Annotated in this window: 17 protein-coding genes; 11 read left to right on the plus strand and 6 right to left on the minus strand. The window is 46.1% G+C overall.

Going from position 1 to position 18,891, the window contains the following annotated elements:
* Positions 1–336, minus strand: coding sequence for a winged helix-turn-helix transcriptional regulator (locus EC604_RS22065; RefSeq protein WP_123066200.1), 336 nt, complete (start codon positions 334–336; stop codon positions 1–3).
* A gap of 105 nt (positions 337–441) precedes the next feature.
* On the opposite strand from EC604_RS22065, the gene EC604_RS22070 reads away from it, so the two are divergent.
* The 3 genes from EC604_RS22070 to EC604_RS22080 all read left to right on the plus strand — a co-directional run bounded on the left by EC604_RS22070 (position 442) and on the right by EC604_RS22080 (position 1,607).
* Positions 442–825 (plus strand): RidA family protein, encoded by a 384-nt coding sequence (locus EC604_RS22070; RefSeq protein ID WP_123066201.1) that lies wholly within the window; start codon positions 442–444, stop codon positions 823–825.
* Between the two features lie 218 nt (positions 826–1,043).
* Positions 1,044–1,283 (plus strand): AbrB/MazE/SpoVT family DNA-binding domain-containing protein, encoded by a 240-nt coding sequence (locus tag EC604_RS22075; protein WP_240037094.1) that lies wholly within the window; start codon positions 1,044–1,046, stop codon positions 1,281–1,283.
* Positions 1,284–1,607 (plus strand): type II toxin-antitoxin system PemK/MazF family toxin, encoded by a 324-nt coding sequence (locus tag EC604_RS22080; protein WP_123066203.1) that lies wholly within the window; start codon positions 1,284–1,286, stop codon positions 1,605–1,607.
* Between the two features lie 114 nt (positions 1,608–1,721).
* On the opposite strand, the gene pdxA is transcribed toward EC604_RS22080, so the two are convergent.
* From pdxA to EC604_RS22100, 4 genes are all read right to left on the minus strand, one after another.
* A complete protein-coding gene (gene pdxA / locus EC604_RS22085) occupies positions 1,722–2,723 on the minus strand; it encodes a 4-hydroxythreonine-4-phosphate dehydrogenase PdxA (protein ID WP_123066204.1) in 1,002 nt (333 codons plus the stop codon).
* Positions 2,720–4,015, minus strand: a complete 1,296-nt coding sequence (locus tag EC604_RS22090) for a four-carbon acid sugar kinase family protein (protein ID WP_123066205.1) — start codon at positions 4,013–4,015, stop codon at positions 2,720–2,722. The genes pdxA and EC604_RS22090 overlap by 4 nt, the downstream gene beginning before the upstream one ends.
* Positions 4,016–4,332: 317 nt before the next feature.
* Positions 4,333–5,319 (minus strand): 2-keto-3-deoxygluconate permease, encoded by a 987-nt coding sequence (locus EC604_RS22095; RefSeq protein ID WP_123066206.1) that lies wholly within the window; start codon positions 5,317–5,319, stop codon positions 4,333–4,335.
* Positions 5,320–5,541: 222 nt separating this feature from the next.
* Positions 5,542–7,284, minus strand: coding sequence for a PrpR N-terminal domain-containing protein (locus tag EC604_RS22100; protein WP_240037096.1), 1,743 nt, complete (start codon positions 7,282–7,284; stop codon positions 5,542–5,544).
* A 166-nt stretch (positions 7,285–7,450) separates the two neighbouring features.
* On the opposite strand from EC604_RS22100, the gene EC604_RS22105 reads away from it, so the two are divergent.
* The 7 genes from EC604_RS22105 (at position 7,451) to EC604_RS22135 (ending at position 13,184) form a co-directional block, all read left to right on the plus strand.
* Positions 7,451–7,669, plus strand: a complete 219-nt coding sequence (locus EC604_RS22105) for a hypothetical protein (protein WP_123066207.1) — start codon at positions 7,451–7,453, stop codon at positions 7,667–7,669.
* A gap of 87 nt (positions 7,670–7,756) precedes the next feature.
* Positions 7,757–8,464, plus strand: coding sequence for a PspA/IM30 family protein (locus EC604_RS22110; protein ID WP_192895144.1), 708 nt, complete (start codon positions 7,757–7,759; stop codon positions 8,462–8,464).
* 30 nt (positions 8,465–8,494) lie between these two features.
* Positions 8,495–9,526 carry a TFIIB-type zinc ribbon-containing protein gene (locus EC604_RS22115; protein WP_123066209.1) on the plus strand — a complete coding sequence of 344 codons (1,032 nt, stop codon included), beginning with the start codon at positions 8,495–8,497 and terminating at the stop codon, positions 9,524–9,526.
* Positions 9,523–10,323 (plus strand): TPM domain-containing protein, encoded by an 801-nt coding sequence (locus EC604_RS22120; RefSeq protein WP_240037098.1) that lies wholly within the window; start codon positions 9,523–9,525, stop codon positions 10,321–10,323. The genes EC604_RS22115 and EC604_RS22120 overlap by 4 nt, the downstream gene beginning before the upstream one ends.
* A 95-nt stretch (positions 10,324–10,418) precedes the next feature.
* Positions 10,419–11,468 carry an SPFH domain-containing protein gene (locus tag EC604_RS22125; RefSeq protein WP_123066210.1) on the plus strand — a complete coding sequence of 350 codons (1,050 nt, stop codon included), beginning with the start codon at positions 10,419–10,421 and terminating at the stop codon, positions 11,466–11,468.
* A 346-nt stretch (positions 11,469–11,814) separates the two neighbouring features.
* Positions 11,815–12,042, plus strand: coding sequence for a DUF896 domain-containing protein (locus EC604_RS22130; protein WP_123066260.1), 228 nt, complete (start codon positions 11,815–11,817; stop codon positions 12,040–12,042).
* A gap of 182 nt (positions 12,043–12,224) precedes the next feature.
* Positions 12,225–13,184 (plus strand): ring-cleaving dioxygenase, encoded by a 960-nt coding sequence (locus EC604_RS22135; RefSeq protein WP_123066211.1) that lies wholly within the window; start codon positions 12,225–12,227, stop codon positions 13,182–13,184.
* A 106-nt stretch (positions 13,185–13,290) separates the two neighbouring features.
* Here EC604_RS22135 and EC604_RS22140 read toward each other — a convergent pair whose 3' ends face one another.
* Entirely contained in the window at positions 13,291–17,460 is a 4,170-nt protein-coding gene (locus EC604_RS22140; RefSeq protein ID WP_161557005.1) for an S-layer homology domain-containing protein, read from the minus strand.
* A 238-nt stretch (positions 17,461–17,698) separates the two neighbouring features.
* On the opposite strand from EC604_RS22140, the gene EC604_RS22145 reads away from it, so the two are divergent.
* A complete protein-coding gene (locus tag EC604_RS22145) occupies positions 17,699–18,787 on the plus strand; it encodes a low temperature requirement protein A (protein ID WP_123066213.1) in 1,089 nt (362 codons plus the stop codon).
* The last annotated feature ends 104 nt before the right edge of the window (positions 18,788–18,891 follow it).

Genomic DNA, 18,891 nt, shown 5'->3' on the forward strand with positions numbered 1-18,891 from the left:
TTAACGATTCTTTTCGCCCCACTCGCACAGCTGTTCCAGCACAGGTAAGAGTGTCTGTGCTTTCGATGTCAGTGAATATTCTACTTTGGGCGGGATCTGCGGATACTCCTTGCGCTTAACTAATCCATCAGCCTCAAGCTCCTTGAGCTGTGCGCTTAAAACTTTGTACGTAATTGCTCCAATCTGCCGCTGCATTTCATTGAAACGAACCGGTTGCTTGGCAGCGAGCAGATATAAAATAATCATCTTCCACTTTCCACCGATGACTGACATAGTGTAGCCAAAAGGTGTATCTTGAATAGCCATATTTTCGCTGTCAAAGTCGGATATGCCCATGTTTACACTATCCTTTCAGATAGTACCTATCATTATTGTGCGTACTATCCTAATCTTTTTGCCCAGTCTATACTAGCCTTAAATTAAAGTAAAGGGGCTAGGCATATGACAACAATTCAAACGTACAATCATAACCTCTGGGATCATGGCATCTCTCAAGGCTACTGCGTCAACGATACGCTGTACATCTCTGGACAATTTTCTCACAACGCAGAAGGCAGCTTTGTTGGAGAGGGTGATATTCAGGCACAAGTGTTACAGACATTGGAGAACTTGGACACCGTATTAGCACAGTTTGGTGTAACAAAGTCTAATCTCGCATATGTTGAAATTTACTTGACCCAGGCGAAGGAGCACGGGGAGACTGCTATTGAAATGTTTAAACAATATATTGGTGAGCATCGACCGGCGGGGAGTATGATTGGGGTGAATTATCTGGCATTCCCGGAACAATGGGTGGAGATTCGAGCCGTTGCCCATGTTGGTTAATAATGGGCAACAACGGAATCGCGACTGTATTTTTAGTTAGAAGCGTAATGATATAAAAATAAAACGGCAAACCTGCATATGAAGTAGGTTTGCCCTGATTTATCTATATGATGTTTAATCTGTATCATTGCCGCTTCAAATGTATATACTATGTGTATACGGAAGGGTGGGGGCGTGATATAATGAATCCAAAATCTCAGAATCAAGGAGGGTTTTCTATGTCGACTACTGTGCAGAAATGGGGAAATAGTTTAGGGATTCGAATTCCAAGCCATATTGCCGAAAAAATCGAGGTTTACCAAGGAACGGAAGTTGATTTAATTGTAAGTGATGATAACACACTTATCGTGGTACCTCAGAAGAAAAAGCCGACCTTGGAAGAATTACTGGCACAGTGCAAACCAGAAAATCGCCATGATGAAATTGATTTTGGCAGAGAAGGGAAAGAATTAATCTAAATGAGTGCTGAACGGGGAGATTTAGTCTGGATCAATTTCAATCCACAAACCGGGCACGAACAGGCAGGTAGAAGGCCCGCTATTGTGCTGTCGCCAGCAGCATTTAATGAAGCAACAGGATTTGTCTCGGTTTGTCCTATAACGCATACGGTAAGAGGCTGGGGGTTTGAAGTATTGCTGCCAGAAGGGTCATACTTTGATGGGGTCATTTTAACAGATCAAATTAAGAATCTGGACTTGAAAGCTCGTCAAATCGATACCGTTGGTAAGGCCTCCGATGAAGTTGTCAGAGAATGTCTGAACAAAATTCGTACGTTTTTATAGTCGTTTGAGTTTTACATAGATTATATTCAGAAAAAGCAAACCCGCTAATAAACGGGTTTGCTTTTTTCTAACTTTACTATGACTGTATAGGTATACGTGAAAATAGTACTCTCCTTACACCAAATCTTTCGGTGCAAGTTCAATGGCGGAACGAATGGCGGCTAGCATGCTTTTGTCGTCTGCGATGTTTTTGCCGGCGATGTCAAAGGCTGTGCCGTGGTCAACCGATGTGCGGATGATGCCGCCTTTCAGGCCAACCGTGATGTTCACGCCTTCCTCAATGCCCATCACTTTGATTGGGGCATGACCTTGGTCGTGATAGCAAGCTACAACGATGTCGAAGTCACCGCGGCCTGCGCGGAAGAAGAGCGTGTCCGCTGGAAGTGGACCAACGACGTTAATGCCTTCCTGCTGCGCACGCTCAATGCCGGGCTGCAGCTTCTCTTCTTCTTCCCCGTTGCCGAACAGGCCGTTCTCTCCGGCATGAGGATTAATCCCGCATACCGCGACGCGTGGATTGTCAAAGCCTGCTTTTTTCAACGTATCATGAGCCAGCTTCACGACCGTATAGGTTCTTTCCGGGTTAATGCTTGCGATGGCATCAATCAGGCCCATATGAGTGGTCAGGTGAATGACGCGCAAGTTAGGCGTAGTGAGCATCATGGAGAAGTCCTCGGTGTCCGTCAAGTCTGCCAAAATCTCCGTATGGCCTGGATACAGATGGCCTCCCAGATGCAGTGCTTCTTTGTTAAGCGGTGCCGTGCAGATCGAGTGAATCTGTTTCTTTTTCGCCAAATCAATAGCTTTCGCAAGAAACTGAAATGCCGCATCTCCCGCGACAGCAGATACTTTGCCGTACTCCAGATCAGCAGGAACAAGGTTAAGGTCGATGACGTCGACAGTACCAGATTCATATTTTGCTTCGATTGGCTCCTGAATAGCATTTACTTTCAAGTTGGAACCGATCACGGGCAGTACACGCTCCAAAATCTTTGCATCACCGATCACAAGCGGGTTGCACTGATCATACACCTCTTGGTGTCCCAGTGCTTTCATAATAATCTCGGGTCCAATGCCTGCGGCATCGCCCATCGTAATTCCTACTGTGGGTTTCATACGAGAATGCCCCCTTTTAATTTTTGAATTGCTCGGATAAAGACATCCGGTTTGCCGAATCCGCCTGCTTTGGTAATTACATATAAATCTTCAATACCCATAAATCTGGAGATCGGCACGCCGATTTCAAGCTCATCCAGCAGTTCGAATCCGCTGATATTCCATTTTAGACAGATCTGTTTGGCTGTATCGCCGCCTGTCATGGACACCCCTTTGAAAAGGCCCTCTTCGAGCAGTCTGGCACAGATTTCGCCTATCGCACGTACGATTTCGTTGCTGACTTGTGTGTGATTCAACCCCCGATTCTCACCCGTTGCTCTTGCCAGTTCGATATCGATGGATTCAGCGGTGGAGTAGAGCACAACGTCCTGTCCCTCCAACGCTTTAGTTCTAACCTCATTGTAGACACGCTCCATCTCCGCAGTACGATCTGCTTCTGCCGATACGGCTTTGAACGAATGAAACGATACGGACGCGATCCGGGACTGACGGAGCAAACGATACAACTGCTCACGAGAGTTTTTATTCACACTGCCTACGACGGTCAAGATGGGGCCCGTATTCTCCGGGATCGTGAGTGCGGCAGATTTGGATTCCAACTCATAGTGAGCCGGGAGATAGTTAGCAATCCCTGCTGAACCCGCCCAAGCAAATGTATACGGCATGTCCTGTGTCATCTGCAAAACCTGCTCCAAATGTGCTTCCTCCGTGGAATCCACTAGTACATACGGAATGTTGTTTTGTTTAAACTGCTCCAATTTGGCGTGTACTTGTTGTTGTCCCGCTTCCAGATCACCTACGGTAATCTCACCCACGTGGTATTTCGTCTGTTCCTTGAGCAGATCGGGCAGGTAAGAGATCGTCACAGGTGTCTTGGGATCAAGGGCAATCTCCGTCTCCGCAAGCGGTACACCGTTCAGGTAATGAATACCCTCGCGAATGGTGCGGTTATTTTTCGGATAACCCGGAGCAATCATCATAAAGTCTGGCTGTACAACGTCATATACTGCATCAATCTCGATGCCGATATTGCCGCGCATGGTGGAGTCCATTTTTTTGAAAAGCGTATCAAATCCGTTATCCATCAGCAGCTTGGCTGCACGATACACACGATCATAAGCTTCTTCTGCCGCAACGGAACGGCTGTCTGTATCAAAAACAACGGTATCATAAGAGGCCAGAGAAGCCTCATCCATATTAAATAGAACACTTGTCTTCAGGCCATGCCGGGCTAGCTGCACCCCGCTGTCATTGGCACCGGTCAAATCATCTGCAATAATGGCCAGTTTCATGCAGTCATCCCTCCTTTAAATTTCGTTTGTTACATTAACCCATGTAAATTGAATAAAAGATGTTTACAAGAATCACTTCGATGACAGAATAGCCTTCCAATCGCTGTTATCCCCAGATTTTTTTGATTCCTTTTTCAAAAGGGGAAAATCCGGTGATAAAGGCCGAAGCTTATGCTTCCGATGTAGCTTTCTTTCAGAAAGCTTTTAGCTTCGCTTCTCCAGGTTTTTTCTGTCCTTACCGTTAATGTGTAAATAAATAGTTCAACTTGTATGGTAAAAAAATCAAAAATGAAATTACTCATATTAATGCCCATTATTTATGTGGTCGGTCGTTCATTATATTTGGCGACCCCGCCTGATTTCTCCAGCCGTTTGGAGAGGAAACCGATAAAGATCGGCAACAAAATAGCGGTGGTCACAACACTTGCCGCAATCTGCACCGTAGCAATCTCCGCGATAGGGCCGAATGAAGCGTTGGCAGCTACGATGGCAGCCGGTGTACCTACCGCATTACCTGCTGTAGAGCCTTCGGATGCGCCGACAATGGGATTCCAGCCGATCGCTTTGAAGAGCAGGTATCCAATCCCACCTGTCAGAAGTACGGTCAGCACGCCGAGCAGAATTCCGCCAAGTCCGCCTTGGATAATGGAGGAGAAGTTGATTCCCATACCGAGGGCAAAAGCAAAGAACGGGACAAGCTTATCACTGCCTTTGTGCAACCATTCAGCCATATTGCGATCCAGATTACCAATGATGACACCAACAATTAGTGGAAGCAATACCGCAACAAAGGACATCGGGGAGAACATACCGTTTGCAAAACCCATCGCACCAAAGATCGAGAGCGCTACCATGGTTAAAAAGGGTCCGTCACTAAGGGCGAGGAACGGGTAGGCTGCTTTGTCATCTTCTTTACCGTATTGGCCTGCAAGTGCAATGTAGAGGCCACCGTTGGAATTGGTCATCGCTGCGATAATAGCCAGTGGGGCTAGTCCTAGAAATAAGCCGTTTGAGTCGGCGAATAAAATAGCGATAAATCCAAGGCCCGCGCCGATCGCCCATTTGAAGGTAAGCAAGGTCAGCCCTTTACCGACAGAAGAGCCAGCTGTTTTGAATGTAATCTGTGTACCGGCAATTAATAGGAACAATGCAATGAGTGTGCTCGCACTGTTAACAAAGAGCGCTTCTGTAAATCCGCCGATGCGCAGGGCATTCGGGAAAAATGTATTGATCGTTGCACCTAGCAACAGGGGAACAACCATCATACCGCCAGGGATGCGATCGAGCGTAGCTTTAATGTTCATAGTCGTAGCTCCTTATGAAGTAATCGTTTTCTTAAGCGCTTGCAGAGACTATGTTAGCTCATGTTGTTTAAATTAGCAACAATAAATTATTGTAAATTTAAAGTAAGTGTATAACTGTTTAAAAATGCAACACAATATCATGTGCAGTCCATTATCCATTGAACTAGCATAAGGAATGCTGATCTTGAACAAAAGCCTACAAAAAAAGACGTAAACTTAAAGTTAATCTTTAAGTTTACGCCATAATGTGGCTCGGTTAATCCCCAGACGCTCGGCGGCTTTGGATTGATTATTATTTTCTTCCTGCAACACCCGTTGGATGACTTCCTGTTCAATTTCCTTCAATGTGCCGCCAAGCTTCATTGCGCTTGCATTTGCCGCAGACTGTTGGTGAATTAGACGGATTAAGGTTTCATTCGTAATGACATAATCCGGTGCATTCAGCGCAGCTTGTTTGATCAGATGTTTCAGTTGATTGACATTCATCTGTGCGGCCTGATCCCGAATTAACTGTAGTGCATCTTCCTTGATTCGTACAGCCGTCGTACCGTATTTGTGATAATACCCGGTCAGGAAGTGCTGCATCAACGGTTCAAGATCCTCAGCACGGTCAGCAAGGCTTGGCATCATCAGTGTGTTCAGCTTCAGCTTGAGTGTCCAATTCGGATCAGGCACATGCTCGCTTAGAATAAACAGGCCGATGTTGCTTTGGAGACAGGTCTCGATGAAGGTAAGCAGCTCAGGATCGTTCAGGCGTGCTTCGATCTGATTCAGCTCGACCGTTTTCACCTTGGTTAGCGGAATTTTGTGCAAATGGCCTGAAGGAACCTGGGAGAGATCAATTTGCAACAAAAGTCCACCGCCAGCGTGCATCTGATGCATATGTTTGACCAGAAAAGATTTACCAGAGTCGGCTTCGCCCAATAAGTATATCGCTTCATTATGCGCATAGAGTGCGCGGATATTCTTTAATACGGCCTGCATGGCAGGTGATTCGGCAACGATGGGCTCCATCGAGGAATCGGTGAACGTGGTGATGCCGAATTGTGCAAAAGCGTAAGGTTCTCCTTTTTCCAGCTGGTACACCTTGTAGCTCTTGTTATCCAGCTTGGTTTCATAAGCCTGCACTGTCAATTGATAATCGTCTACCATAAACACGTTCTGAATATTGGATTGGTGGAACTCCAGGCTTGTGTTCATCAGATATAGGTGATTATCGGTGAGTGGATTATGATCAAAATCAGTCCAGTTTTCAAACACAACTTCGTCCTGTTCGCCCAAAATCAGCAGATTCGGATGCTCTTGGGTCACGAGATCATTGAGTATGATGGAGACCGTCTGATTTTTGCTTAAATACCGGTAGACTAGCTGTGCATCCTCCATGGCTCTGAGAATAGATTCGGTGCCCGATTGAATCAATAAACCGTCCAGACCGTAGGCCTTTGCGGTATTCACGGTAATGACGTCACCGACAATCTGTTGGTACCCAGAGGCCTTCAACTCCAGTAGCAGCCTGGCGACTTCTTCGGAGCTATGTATGGTGTAAACTTTGAGCGGCAGATCCATCAGGTCGATAATGGACTGTGCGCCAGATGTAATGTTGGAGAATCCAACGATAGCCGTATGTCCGTTAAACTGGCTTGCCAGTGTGAGGGAGCGAATCATATCATAGCCGGATAGCTGCACATCGATGACAGGAACGGTTACCGCTTGTTTAATGAGTTGCGCGGTTCCGCCGCGGCTAATAATAATGTCTGCACCGTTTTTTTCGGCTTGAATGGCCAGCTCTACCCCTTTTGCCAAATCACCCACATCCGTCTGAATAGATAGCTCAGGGTAGCGTGGTATGCATTCTTCTATAATAGGAATCATCGATTCATAAGGAGCGATGAAATGAACTCGTGTACGCATAATTTTCCTGCCTTTTATAAAATCATTGATCCCTTTATTATAGCTAACTTGCACAGGAAAGACATCCTTGGAGCGATGTGGCGAACGATGTGACGAACTGCACTGAATCCAAACAAAATGTATTTCAAAATTAAAGCGTTAGGGAAGGGATTTATCTGAGTGCTGAGGTAGAGCGCGTTTGCGATCATCAAAGCTAATTTATATAAAGGAGTCGAGACATATGCCACATATACATAAAGCCGCCGATCCAGACCACATTATCCAGTGTGTGGTGGAGCGGTTCCCTTGCAGAGTACTATGGAGCGAAGGCCGTCCGTGCCTGGAGTATCAGCGAAAAGAGGATGTGGCAGTGATTACGGAATACGTGCGGACTGCGTATGGCGTGGAGCTGCTGGATGTCTTTTTTACAGCGGTGGAGAGCCTGCCTGAGGAGATGTAGCCAGAGCTTAGGATCATTTTAATGAAACGTATGCGGTGTTATTCATGTATTATATTCATATGAACATACCCGAAGGAGGAACGAATGGTGGGAATCTTATCGAGGTTTAGAGACGTGATGAAGGCGAATGTGAACCATATGCTGAACCGGGCGGACGATTCGGAGAAAACGGTGAACGAGTACATGCGCAGCCTGAGCAGTGACTTGGGACAGGTGAAAGCAGAAACAGCCGCGGTACTGTCGGATGAGAATCGGGCGAAGCGGGCACTGGATGAGTGCCAGGCGGAAGTGAACAAGCTGCAGCGTTATGCGGAGAAATCGGCGGAGTCAGGTGATGTAGACAAAGCACGCGGTTTTTTGGAGAAAAAAGTGAAGCTGACGGGCAAACGCAATGAATTGCAAGCGGCATATGACCGGGCTTCCGCCAAAGCGCAGATGATGAAACTTATGAACGACAAACTTGTTGCAGATCTGGGGCAGTTGGAGGCAAGGCATGCAGAGCTGAAAGGGCGCATGGCTGATGCTAAGGCGCAGCAGCAAACCAATGAACGTAATGCGTCTGCAAGTCGTGCCGAATCCGCATTTAAAGCGATGGAAGATCAAGCGAATCAGGCGCTTAACGAAGCTGAGGCACTTGCAGAGCTTCGCGCAGGCGCACAGGAAGATGATCTGGATGAACTGATTGCGCAGTTAGAGCGGGATATGAACGCGGATGCGGGTAATAGGGAGAGGGAGAACAAGGCTCCAAGTGCGGACGAGGAGCTGGCAGCGATTCAGGAGAAGCTAGGGAAGTAAGACATCCGATTTAGACACGGAGGTGAACAGATGCCGGTATTAGAGTATAAATGTCCGAACTGCGGCAGTGGCATGATTTTTGATAGTGTGTCCGGTGCATTATCCTGTCCGAGCTGCGGGCGTCAGGACAACATTGAGCAGTTACCTGATCCCTTGAAGATACAGGTATTTACAGAGGGGGAAGTAAAGGAGTATCACTGCAACAGTTGCGGAGCAGATATCGTGACCGAACCGGAGACAAGTGCAACGACATGCAGTTTCTGCGGTGCAGCGGTGGTGCTGAGTGATCGGCTGACGGGCAATTTGGCTCCGGCGATGGTGATTCCGTTTTCCATCAATAAAGATCAAGCGAAACAGGCGTTCAAAAAATGGTGCAGAAACGGTCTGCTCACGCCCGGGGGCTTCATGACTGCTGATCGCATCCAGAGCATTACCGGCATGTACGTACCATTCTGGCTATATGATTTACATAACCGAATTGAGGTCCAAGCCCAGGGCACTAAGGTACGATCCTATACGCAGGGTGACTACCATTATACGGAGACGCAGCATTTTGATATTTATCGTAAAATTCGGTTGAACTACGTGAATCTACCTATCGATGCATCAGAGAAAATGAATGACGAGCTGATGGATAAGCTGGAGCCTTTTCCCTACAATGAATTGAAATTGTTCAAAACCCCGTATCTGGCGGGATATATTGCGGAAAAATACAGTTATACCGAAGACGAGCTTTTCCCACGAGCTAAGGATAAAACGAGATCCTACATTGATTCGTACATTTCTTCTACTGTTTCGGGATATACGAGCGTGAGCTATACCAATAAAGACATCGATACTTCGCTCAAAAATGCAGACTATGTGCTGTTACCTGTATGGATGGTCAACTATGATTACAACCACAAACAGTACACCTTTGCCATGAATGGACAGACGGGGAAAGTGGTCGGCAAACCGCCGATCAGCAAAGCCAAAGTGGCCGGATGGTTCACGGGTGTCTCTGCCGTTTCACTGTTGTCGCTGAAGCTGGTGTCGTGGATGATGGGAGGCGGATTCCTGTGAGCAAAAAAAGACCTGTAGTGGTGATAGCTTCGCTAATCGTACTTCTAGCGACCATGCTTGCTCCGATCTTGCCTATACCATCGGCATCCGCAGTGGAGAACAAAAACCTCATCTACGATGAGGCCAATCTGTTAAGTGAACAGGATCGGAATGAATTAAATGCATTAGCGAATCAGTATTCAGCGGAGCGGCAGACGGACTTGATTATTTACACCACCAACAATGAAGAGCAGAAAAGTGACGAGCTGCTTACCGAGGAGTTCTATGATAACCGGGCCCCGGGATATGATAAACCTCATGGGAATGCCGTCATACTGACAATGGATATGTATCATCGTAAAGTGTACGCAGCGGGTTTTTATAAGGGCGAAGAATACGTTGATAACAGCAGGGCAGTCAAAATTACGGACAAAATTTACTCGGATTTGTCAGACGGAAATTATCGGATCGCTTTTGAGAAGTTCTTGAACCTGTCTTACGAATATCTGGATCTCAAGCCCGGAGTGAACCCGGATAATATTTTATTCAAAACATGGTTTCAGCTTGCTGTATCTGTAGCGATTGGTGGTATTGTTGTTGGCCTCATGACCTATCGTTCGGGCGGACGTGTGACGGTGAACCGCGCGACTTATGAGGATTCGGATAACTCTCATGTGATTGATCGTCAGGATCGATATATTCGCACAACGGTCACGAAGACCAAAATTGAGAAGAATAATAATAACGGCGGAGGCGGCGGTGGTGGCGGTACGACAGCGGGCGGACACTCACATAGCGGCAGCAGCCGATCATTTTAACTATAATCGCCGGACACATCATCAACATTTGTTGATTAGATTGCATGATGCACATGAAGCCTGATAGTTTTACTATAGAAGGGACGGGATAAAACATGGGATTTTTCAGGAATCAGTTCTCCAACGTAGTGGAATGGGAAGAATTCAGAGATGATATGATCTTCTGGAAGTGGAATAATCGTGAGATCAAGAAAGGCAGTAAGCTGATTATACGTTCGGGTCAGGACGCGATTTTCCTGAATAACGGCAAAGTGGAAGGGATTTTTGAGGACGAAGGTTCGTTTAATATCGATTCAGAGATCATTCCGTTTCTGTCTACATTAAAAGGATTCAAATTCGGATTCAACAGCGGTATGCGGGTTGAGGTATTGTTTGTGAATACAAAAGAGTTCACCGTACGCTGGGGCACGCAAAGTCCGGTCTTGATTCCAACACCGCAGCTCCCAGGCGGCATGCCGATTCGGGCGAACGGAACGTTTAACTTTAAAGTAAGTGACTATGTCACCCTGATCGATAAAATTGCAGGCATCAAACAGAGCTATCTGGTGGAGGATGTCAAAATCCGCATTACGTCTGTACTGGATCAGTTGTTGATGAAGTGGATCAGCCGTGAGGGCAAGGACATGTTCAATCTACAAGCAAATGCATCGGATATTGCACGCGGTATTCAAGAGGATCTGGATATGCAGTTGATGGATATCGGAATCGGCATTACCGGTTTCCAGGTGATGAGCTTCAACTATCCGCAGGAGATTCAGGATATGATCACCAAAACGGCCTCCCACGAGATGATCGGCAATCTGCAAAAGTACCAGCAGGTGAGTATGACAGATGGCATTGCTTCCGGTAAAGTGCAGGGCGGCGGTGCAGCCTCGGATATGGCAGGTATGATGATGGGTATGAACATGGCGAATGAAATGCTCAAGAACATGAACCAGAACAACCAGAACTCCAATCATCAAAATTCAAATAACCAAGGACAGAACCAAAGCAACCAGAATCAAAGTCAACAGCAGAATAGTAATGCGGGTGGTGAATCTCCGTCTTCTGGTGGTGATGGCAAAAAGCCAAACTTCTGTCCGAACTGTGGTGCCAAAAATGAAGGAGCCAACTTCTGTCCGAACTGCGGACAAAAGCTTGCCTAATAGCTTGCCAAATCCGGATTCCGCTGTCACGGGATACCTGAGATTCAAATTCAACTTAAGTTTATCTAATATATTCTAAGCATAACTTCGAATAAAAGGTTAGTTCTACAGGAGATCCTATCCGTAGGGCTAACCTTTTATTGATTTTAATTTTATAGGAGCGATACTTTGGAAGGCGAATTAACCCAGGTTTTTTTTCATGATTAACAAAGTGTTGACAAGCGAAATAAAATCAATTATCTTTATATTAAGATATTTAATTTGAATGAAAGTGACAGCAACACTAACTGAAGAATATACTCAAATAAATATCTTCAATTGATTGATAGGAGGAGAGATCTAGATGATGATTCCAACATTGACGCGAATTAATGAACTCGCGAGAAAAGCCAAAGCAGGTGGATTGACGGAGATGGAGCAGGCTGAACAGATTCGCCTTCGCCAGGAATATTTGCAGACTTTCCGTGGTTCGGTCAACGACATTTTACTGAATGCCACCATCTACGATCCAAACGGCGATGACGTGACTCCAGATAAATTGAAACAAGAGCAGGCTTCCAGACAGAATCCATAGGTTATGTTGCAGATGCAGAAGGGGCATCAACCGTTCCCTGAATCGAGAGATAACACGACAAACTGTATCACTAGAGCGGACTTTAGTTTCAATCCGGTACTAGTGATACAGATCATATATCTTAATTTAAAGATAATATAATTCCACTATAAATAAGCAGATAATCCAAGGAGGAAATAATCATGAGCATTCAAACAACAGGCATTCATCACATTACTGCTTTTGCTGGAGATCCACAGGCTAACGTTGACTTTTACGCAGGAGTTCTGGGACTTCGTCTGGTGAAAAAAACAGTGAACTTCGACGCACCGGATGTATACCATCTGTACTTTGGAGATGAGCACGGCAGCCCAGGAACCATCATTACCTTCTTCCCGGCGGCAGGTTCACCACGGGGTCAGATTGGCGGCGGTCAAGTCGGCATTACTTCATATGTCATTCCACCGGGCTCCATGGACTTCTGGCAGAATCGTCTGGCAGGGTTTAATATCGATGTGACCAGAACCCAACGCTTTGATGAAGAATTGCTGCAATTCGAAGATAGCGAAGGCTTGAGTTTAGAGCTTGTTGAGCGGGAAGAGGGCGTTGCGAATACATGGGTGCAAGAAGGAATCCCGACTGAACATGCAATTAAAGGTTTTGGTGGGGCAGTACTGTTCAGTGTGAATCCACAACGTACGATGGATGCACTTGAGCGTATTCTCGGATTTGTGAAAGTGGGCGAAAATGAAGAATATGCCCGCTTCCGTTCGATCGGTGATATCGGCAACATTGTGGATGTGCCCGTTACCCGCGTACCGCTGGGTATGGGCGGCGCAGGAACGGTGCACCATATTGCATGGCGCGCAGTCGATGATGCACAGCATGCGCAGTGGAGTGAAGCCGTGCGCGAGTATGGATACCAGCCGACCCCGGTACGGGATCGTCAGTATTTTAACGCGATCTACTTCAGAGAGGCTGGTGGCATTTTGTTCGAAATTGCGACTGATCCTCCAGGCTTTGCCAAAGACGAACCCGCCGAAGCACTTGGACAGAAACTGATGTTGCCAGAGTGGTTTGAGCAGTACCGGACTCAGATCGAGGATAATCTGCAACCGATTCAAGTCAGAACACTTACACCTGTTACAGCTTTGACAGAGTGAGGCAGAGATATAGAAGAAAGCTTATGCTTGAACAGGGTCCCAACGAAGTATGAAAAAAGCACCCTATCTAATGCTAGATAAGGGTGCTTTTCATATGATTATTCGTTTAGATCAGATCGGATTGCTTGAGCAGACGTTCAACGAGTACAGCAACTTCTGCGCGGGTCATGTTTGCTTTTGAATCAATATTGGCATTACGCCCATTAATCAGCTTGGCACGAACGGTCAGCGCCAGATTGTCTTTTGCCCAGCCGCTGATTTGGCTGTAGTCAGCAAAGTCAGCCAGTGTTGCTGTAGCGTCAGATACAGGTGTACGTTCAGCCAGACCAGTTAGACTCATCGCTTTCGCTACGATCGTCATTGCTTGTTCACGAGTAATCGTATTCTGTGGACGGAATGTACCGTCTTCAAAGCCATTAATCAGCTTGTACGAAACGGCAGTCTCTACAGCACCTGCGTACCACGCATCGGACCTCACATCACTAAAGGAAGTGTTGCCTTTACCTGCCGGCAGTCCCAAAGCACGAACGATAATGGCTGCAAATTCCGCACGCGTGATGTTGTTATTCGGATTAAAGGTGGTATCTGTTACACCGTTCACGATCATACGGGATCCCATATCGTTAACTGCATCCTTCGCCCAGTGACTGTTCACATCAGCGAACGTCATCGGATGCCAAACAACCGAATAATTGCTGTTTGTCAGACTGTTCAGGACAGCATAATATTTATTATCCTGCTTGATAACTCTGGTCGGAATATGATCGATCGTGTTATCATCACGCAGTACTACGCCTGTGGTGATTTTCGATGGATCAACATCATCCGGTAATTGAATCGTGCGCTCTACATAAGAATTGAATGAAGTTACATCTATTGCTTTACCATCTGTTGTTACTGTTACTTTGAAGTCATACGGAACTGTGAGCAGTGTCGCATCTTTCGACTTGCTTGCTTCAGTCATCTTCGCTGTAGTCGATTCAACAGACTTGATGATTTGCAGTAAAATTTGCGTATTGTCAGGTGTAGCACCTGCCTGACCGAGCTGTATTTCTTTGGATGGCAGCTTATATGATGCCGTATCGGTTTGAAGAACAATCGTAGCCGATTTATCCTGCATATTTTTCAAAGCTTGTCCGGTAAATTGCGCCTGATTTACATCCGAACCGGAAGGAACGGGAATGGTAACAATCGCATTAGGACCTTCTGCATCCAGCTTTGCTTTCAGTTTGTCTGAATCCACATTAATTTTGGTGGTCTTGATATTGTTCTCGGTTGTTGTGATGGCTTCGCCTGCATTTTCTTGTTTACCGTTGACGAGCACGATCACATCCGTTTTCGTTGCGCCAGATGTTGGTACGGTTGGCGTTGTCGAAGGACTGCTTCCGCCGCCACCGGAAGAACTTCCACCGTTGCTTCCGCCACCGCCACCGCCAGAGCTTTCATTTACAACGACAGCCTTAACCAGTGCATAACGCAATACATTGCCGTTCATATCTGCTTCAACAACCACGATGGAATCTTCATTGGACGAACTTACCAGTCCATCGGAAGACAACTCGCTATAGCCACTTACTTTCGAGCCGATTTCCGGCAGTATAGCATTGGCAGTGCCGAAGTTTTTGAAGAGCCATTGATTACCTGTGCCAGGAAGTGCAGGCGAATTGATCGTTAATACGGTTTTGCCATTATTGCCAGAACCGGATGGATCACTTGCCGTTACAACTAATGTCGGCAGCGGATCAGCTGTAAATAGCAGTAACGTAATGAGACCAGCTGGCTTGGACGAGGTGGCTGCATAACGTACTTTGACTTCATGCTCACCCGTCAGGGATGGCAGGTTAGAGCCGTTGTACAACACATACGCCTGTCCATCGACGGAAATCTCCATCGTAGTATCCAGACCGATGATCGTATTCAGCGTATCGTCTGCCGCAACAACCGGTGCAGGTACGATCTCGACATTCGGATCTTGGACGCCGACGACTTTACCTGTAGCCTTGGAAGCGAATGAGGTTGCTGTCGCTTTGTAGCGAACGAAGTACGTATTCACAGCGAGATGATCAATCTCATTACCGTGAATGCTATTCCACTGAATCACATCGCTAATCGTATATTCCATAGCGCTATTTACGCCGGACAACTTACCATCATATGCCTCTGCATAGGTTGCATTGGTCACACTAATGTTCATCGGTGGCAATGGACGAGCCGGAATGATAAATGATTGCGGTTGACTATCTACGGAACCACCACTTGCCACATGGATAACGTTTACCGTCTGATTCATCCAGTAGGAAGGAATATCGATATTACCGTGCGTATCGGCAATGACGGTGGAGCCATTGATGGAGTAGGCGCTACCTGGCTCAAGTCCAGTCAGCTTTTCGTTCGCATAATCAATCACCGCTTGTGGAGTAGTGTGCGGTGCTTTGGCTTTGTAAATTGTAAGAGTCTGTAACGATGAATCAACACTAACGTTATACAAGTAAGGTACCGAGTTGAGAATGAAATAGATTTGTCCAGAAGTCGAATCAGGATTCAGTTGAATGGAGTCTAAAGAGACAGACCAGTTTTTGCCGGAGCCACTCACCGCTTGCACGGATGCCGAGCCTGTCATACTGAAAATCACCATGTTGTTCGTATTGAAGCCAACCACATCTTTATCAAAAGTAAGATCAATTTTGGTTGTTGTACTTGTATCGGAACCATCCGCAACAGCAGATAGCAGAGTAACTTCAGTTATTGGCGGATAGACGGCGATTTCATAATATTGAACCGTTGTACCGTTCTCTGCTGTAACTTTGACATAGAGGTAAGTTGCTTGTCCGTCAGTTTTGATGGGGATGGTATTGTTACCCGTAACTTCATTGCTTACGTAATCGGAGCTTTTGTATAGATTGACGGTAGCTGTAGTATCTTGTAACTTTAGGCTATTCAGATCAATCTCGTCCACAGCCGCAGGCATATTCAGCTTCCATTTGATTGCATTTGCAATCGAGGTGCCGTTGCCGCCAGATACATCGGAGCTTGCAGGGGTCTGATTAGCAACAGAATCCAATGTAGCATTAGAGCCAGGCGTATATTCAAATGCACCCAGGTCAACGATGCCGCCATCGATACGATACTTTCCATCCAGATCGAAGTTGGTCAATACATACGTATTGTCGCCCTGGTCGATCGCCGATACAGCTTGATTGTTCAATCTGTAATCCTGTATGTCCGTGTTTTTAAACAAACTGGAATCTGCAGAAGTGACAATTAAATTCGGGTTTACGTTCACTGGCGGAACGTCAGGTGAGGCTCTAAAGAGCAAAGCAGACAAGTTCGTCTCTGCGTTAGAATTTAGCGAAGAATTAGCAACGATATTGTTGCGGAATTCATTCTCAAACGGGGTATTAGCTGGTCGTCCCTCTTCCGTAAGGTAAGCGATAGGAGCAAGTACGGTTCCTTGGTCGTTCGACAGGCTATTGTTGGCAAATGTATTGTTATACCAGATCGCATCATAAGCACCGCCGCCGGAGCTGATAGAGCCGATTCCGGTTGAGGATGTATGTGTGTTGACTACATTATCTGCAAAAAGTGAGTTGGTAATGGTAGCTTTAACAAAGCTCTGGAAAAATAGCATCCCTTGGTATGTGTTATCGTTAGCGTTATTCGCTGCCAAAGAATTGTTCATGAATTTGACGCGATTAATGCTGACCTTATAGGGTGCCTGTACTACGCTAAGCGAAACAATGCCGCCACCGCTTTTAAACGCTTTGTTATTTCCGATAAAGTAGATGTTATCGAGCGTAACACTGGAATAATTTTCTCCATTAAGGGTTAAAGCAGAACCCATATAGTCGAGTCCGCCATGCGTATCAACAGTATTAAAGTTTTTCATAACCAGGTTGGACATACTGAACGTTCCGCTACCATTGGCATATATTCCCTGTACACCATTGCCGTCAATCGTAATTACAGGTTTGCCTTGAGCATCGGTCAGGCCTTCGATCGTGAAGCTGCCGGTAGATTGCGCACCGATCTCAACGGATGTATTATCACCCGGATTCCAATGGGTCAGGCTACCCATTAGTGTAATCGTCGCCCCTGCAAGAGAAGCATCAAATATGACTTTACCATCAGGGACTTGTCCAGCCTGAGCAATCGCCCAAGCTAGTGAGCCTGTGCTGTCATCACCGTTCGCATTGACTACTGTAAAAATGTTGTTTGAAGTTGGTACTGCGAAAACCGAACCAGCTGCACTTGAAAAAGAGCTTAGCAGAAGAATCAAGCACAACGAAATTCTAAGTATCCTTGTTTTTGACATTGTAAGATATCGGTTCACATCATCACCTTTTTCCCTTATCAATTTGGTTTACGTCTTATGTCAGATCGTATTCTTTTTATCGGTTTTACTTTTTCAATTGCTTAGTGACTATAGAAAGAAGAGAGGACATAAAAAAATGGAAACAGCTTCATCGGAAGCAAAGGCGTCGCCTTTATTAAACTACCAAAAGGAGCATTGAGGGATGATGGAGAAAAAAGTCACCTGGCTGGAGCTGTTCTATGATTTACTTTTTGTCGCGGCAGTCTCCAAAGCAGGCCATGTCTTGTTACATGCCGAGCACGGCGTTATTACATTCGAATATTTATTAAAGTTTGTGTTAATCTTCATCCCGGTATGGTGGGCATGGGTCGGTCAGACATTATTTATCAACCGTTACGGTCAGGATATTCTGAGCCACCGGATTTTCCTCATCCTTCAACTGCTGTCCGTTCTCGTTATGACGGCGAGTCTGTCTACACATTTTGACGAACACTATCTGTCCTTCTTCGTAGGTTACATAGGTTCCAGAGCGTTTACCGCGATTCAGTACCTGACAATCCACAAGTCAAAAAGCGAGCATCAGCAGCAGGCCGCCCGTTTCCTGGGCCTCTCGTTTATCATTGGCATCGTGATCTCATCCGGTTCCCTGTTCTTTGATTCATGGGTGCGGTATGTGATTTTGTATGCCGGAATCGCCGTGGATATTATTTTGCCGCTGCTAGGCCGTAAAAATCTGGTGAAAGTGCCTGTGCAGACGCATCATCTGCTGGAACGTTTTGCTCTTTTTACTCTCATTCTGCTCGGTGAATCGGTTGTCAGCATTATCGCGGTATTGTCGGCCGATCACTGGGATCTGAACTCCATTCTGTTCACCGTCTTCACCTCTCTATTTGTCATCGCCATGTGGTGGCAGTACTTCGATAACGTGGAGAAAAAAGTGAGCAAAGAGATGCAAACCGCCGGGCAGGCGATCATCTACGGGCATCTATTTATCTACATCTCCCTGAGTATGATCGCTGCTTCGATCCAACTGCTGTACCAGAACCTGCTGAACTATGAGTTCATGCTTGCGTTTGTATTTGGCTCGGCGCTACTGTATTTCCTGTCAACAACCCTTGTGTTTCATCGCTACAGACACCCGCATCTCCGCCTCCGTCCAGTTCATATGGTGGTCATGGTGGGACTGCTAGTGGCCTTTGTGGTGGTGGATCTAATCTACCGCGTTCCCGGATATGTGATTATGGGTGAGGAGATGCTGTTCTTTTTGGTGTACGCGAAGCTGACGACATGATCTACGTTTATATAGAAAAAGTAGCAAGAGCCACGGACAAATTTTGTTCGTGGCTTTCATTTTTGTTATAAGAACATAAATATTTCTCATATATTTTCATGTGC

This window comes from Paenibacillus amylolyticus (assembly GCF_003719335.1).
GTDB lineage: Bacteria > Bacillota > Bacilli > Paenibacillales > Paenibacillaceae > Paenibacillus > Paenibacillus amylolyticus_D.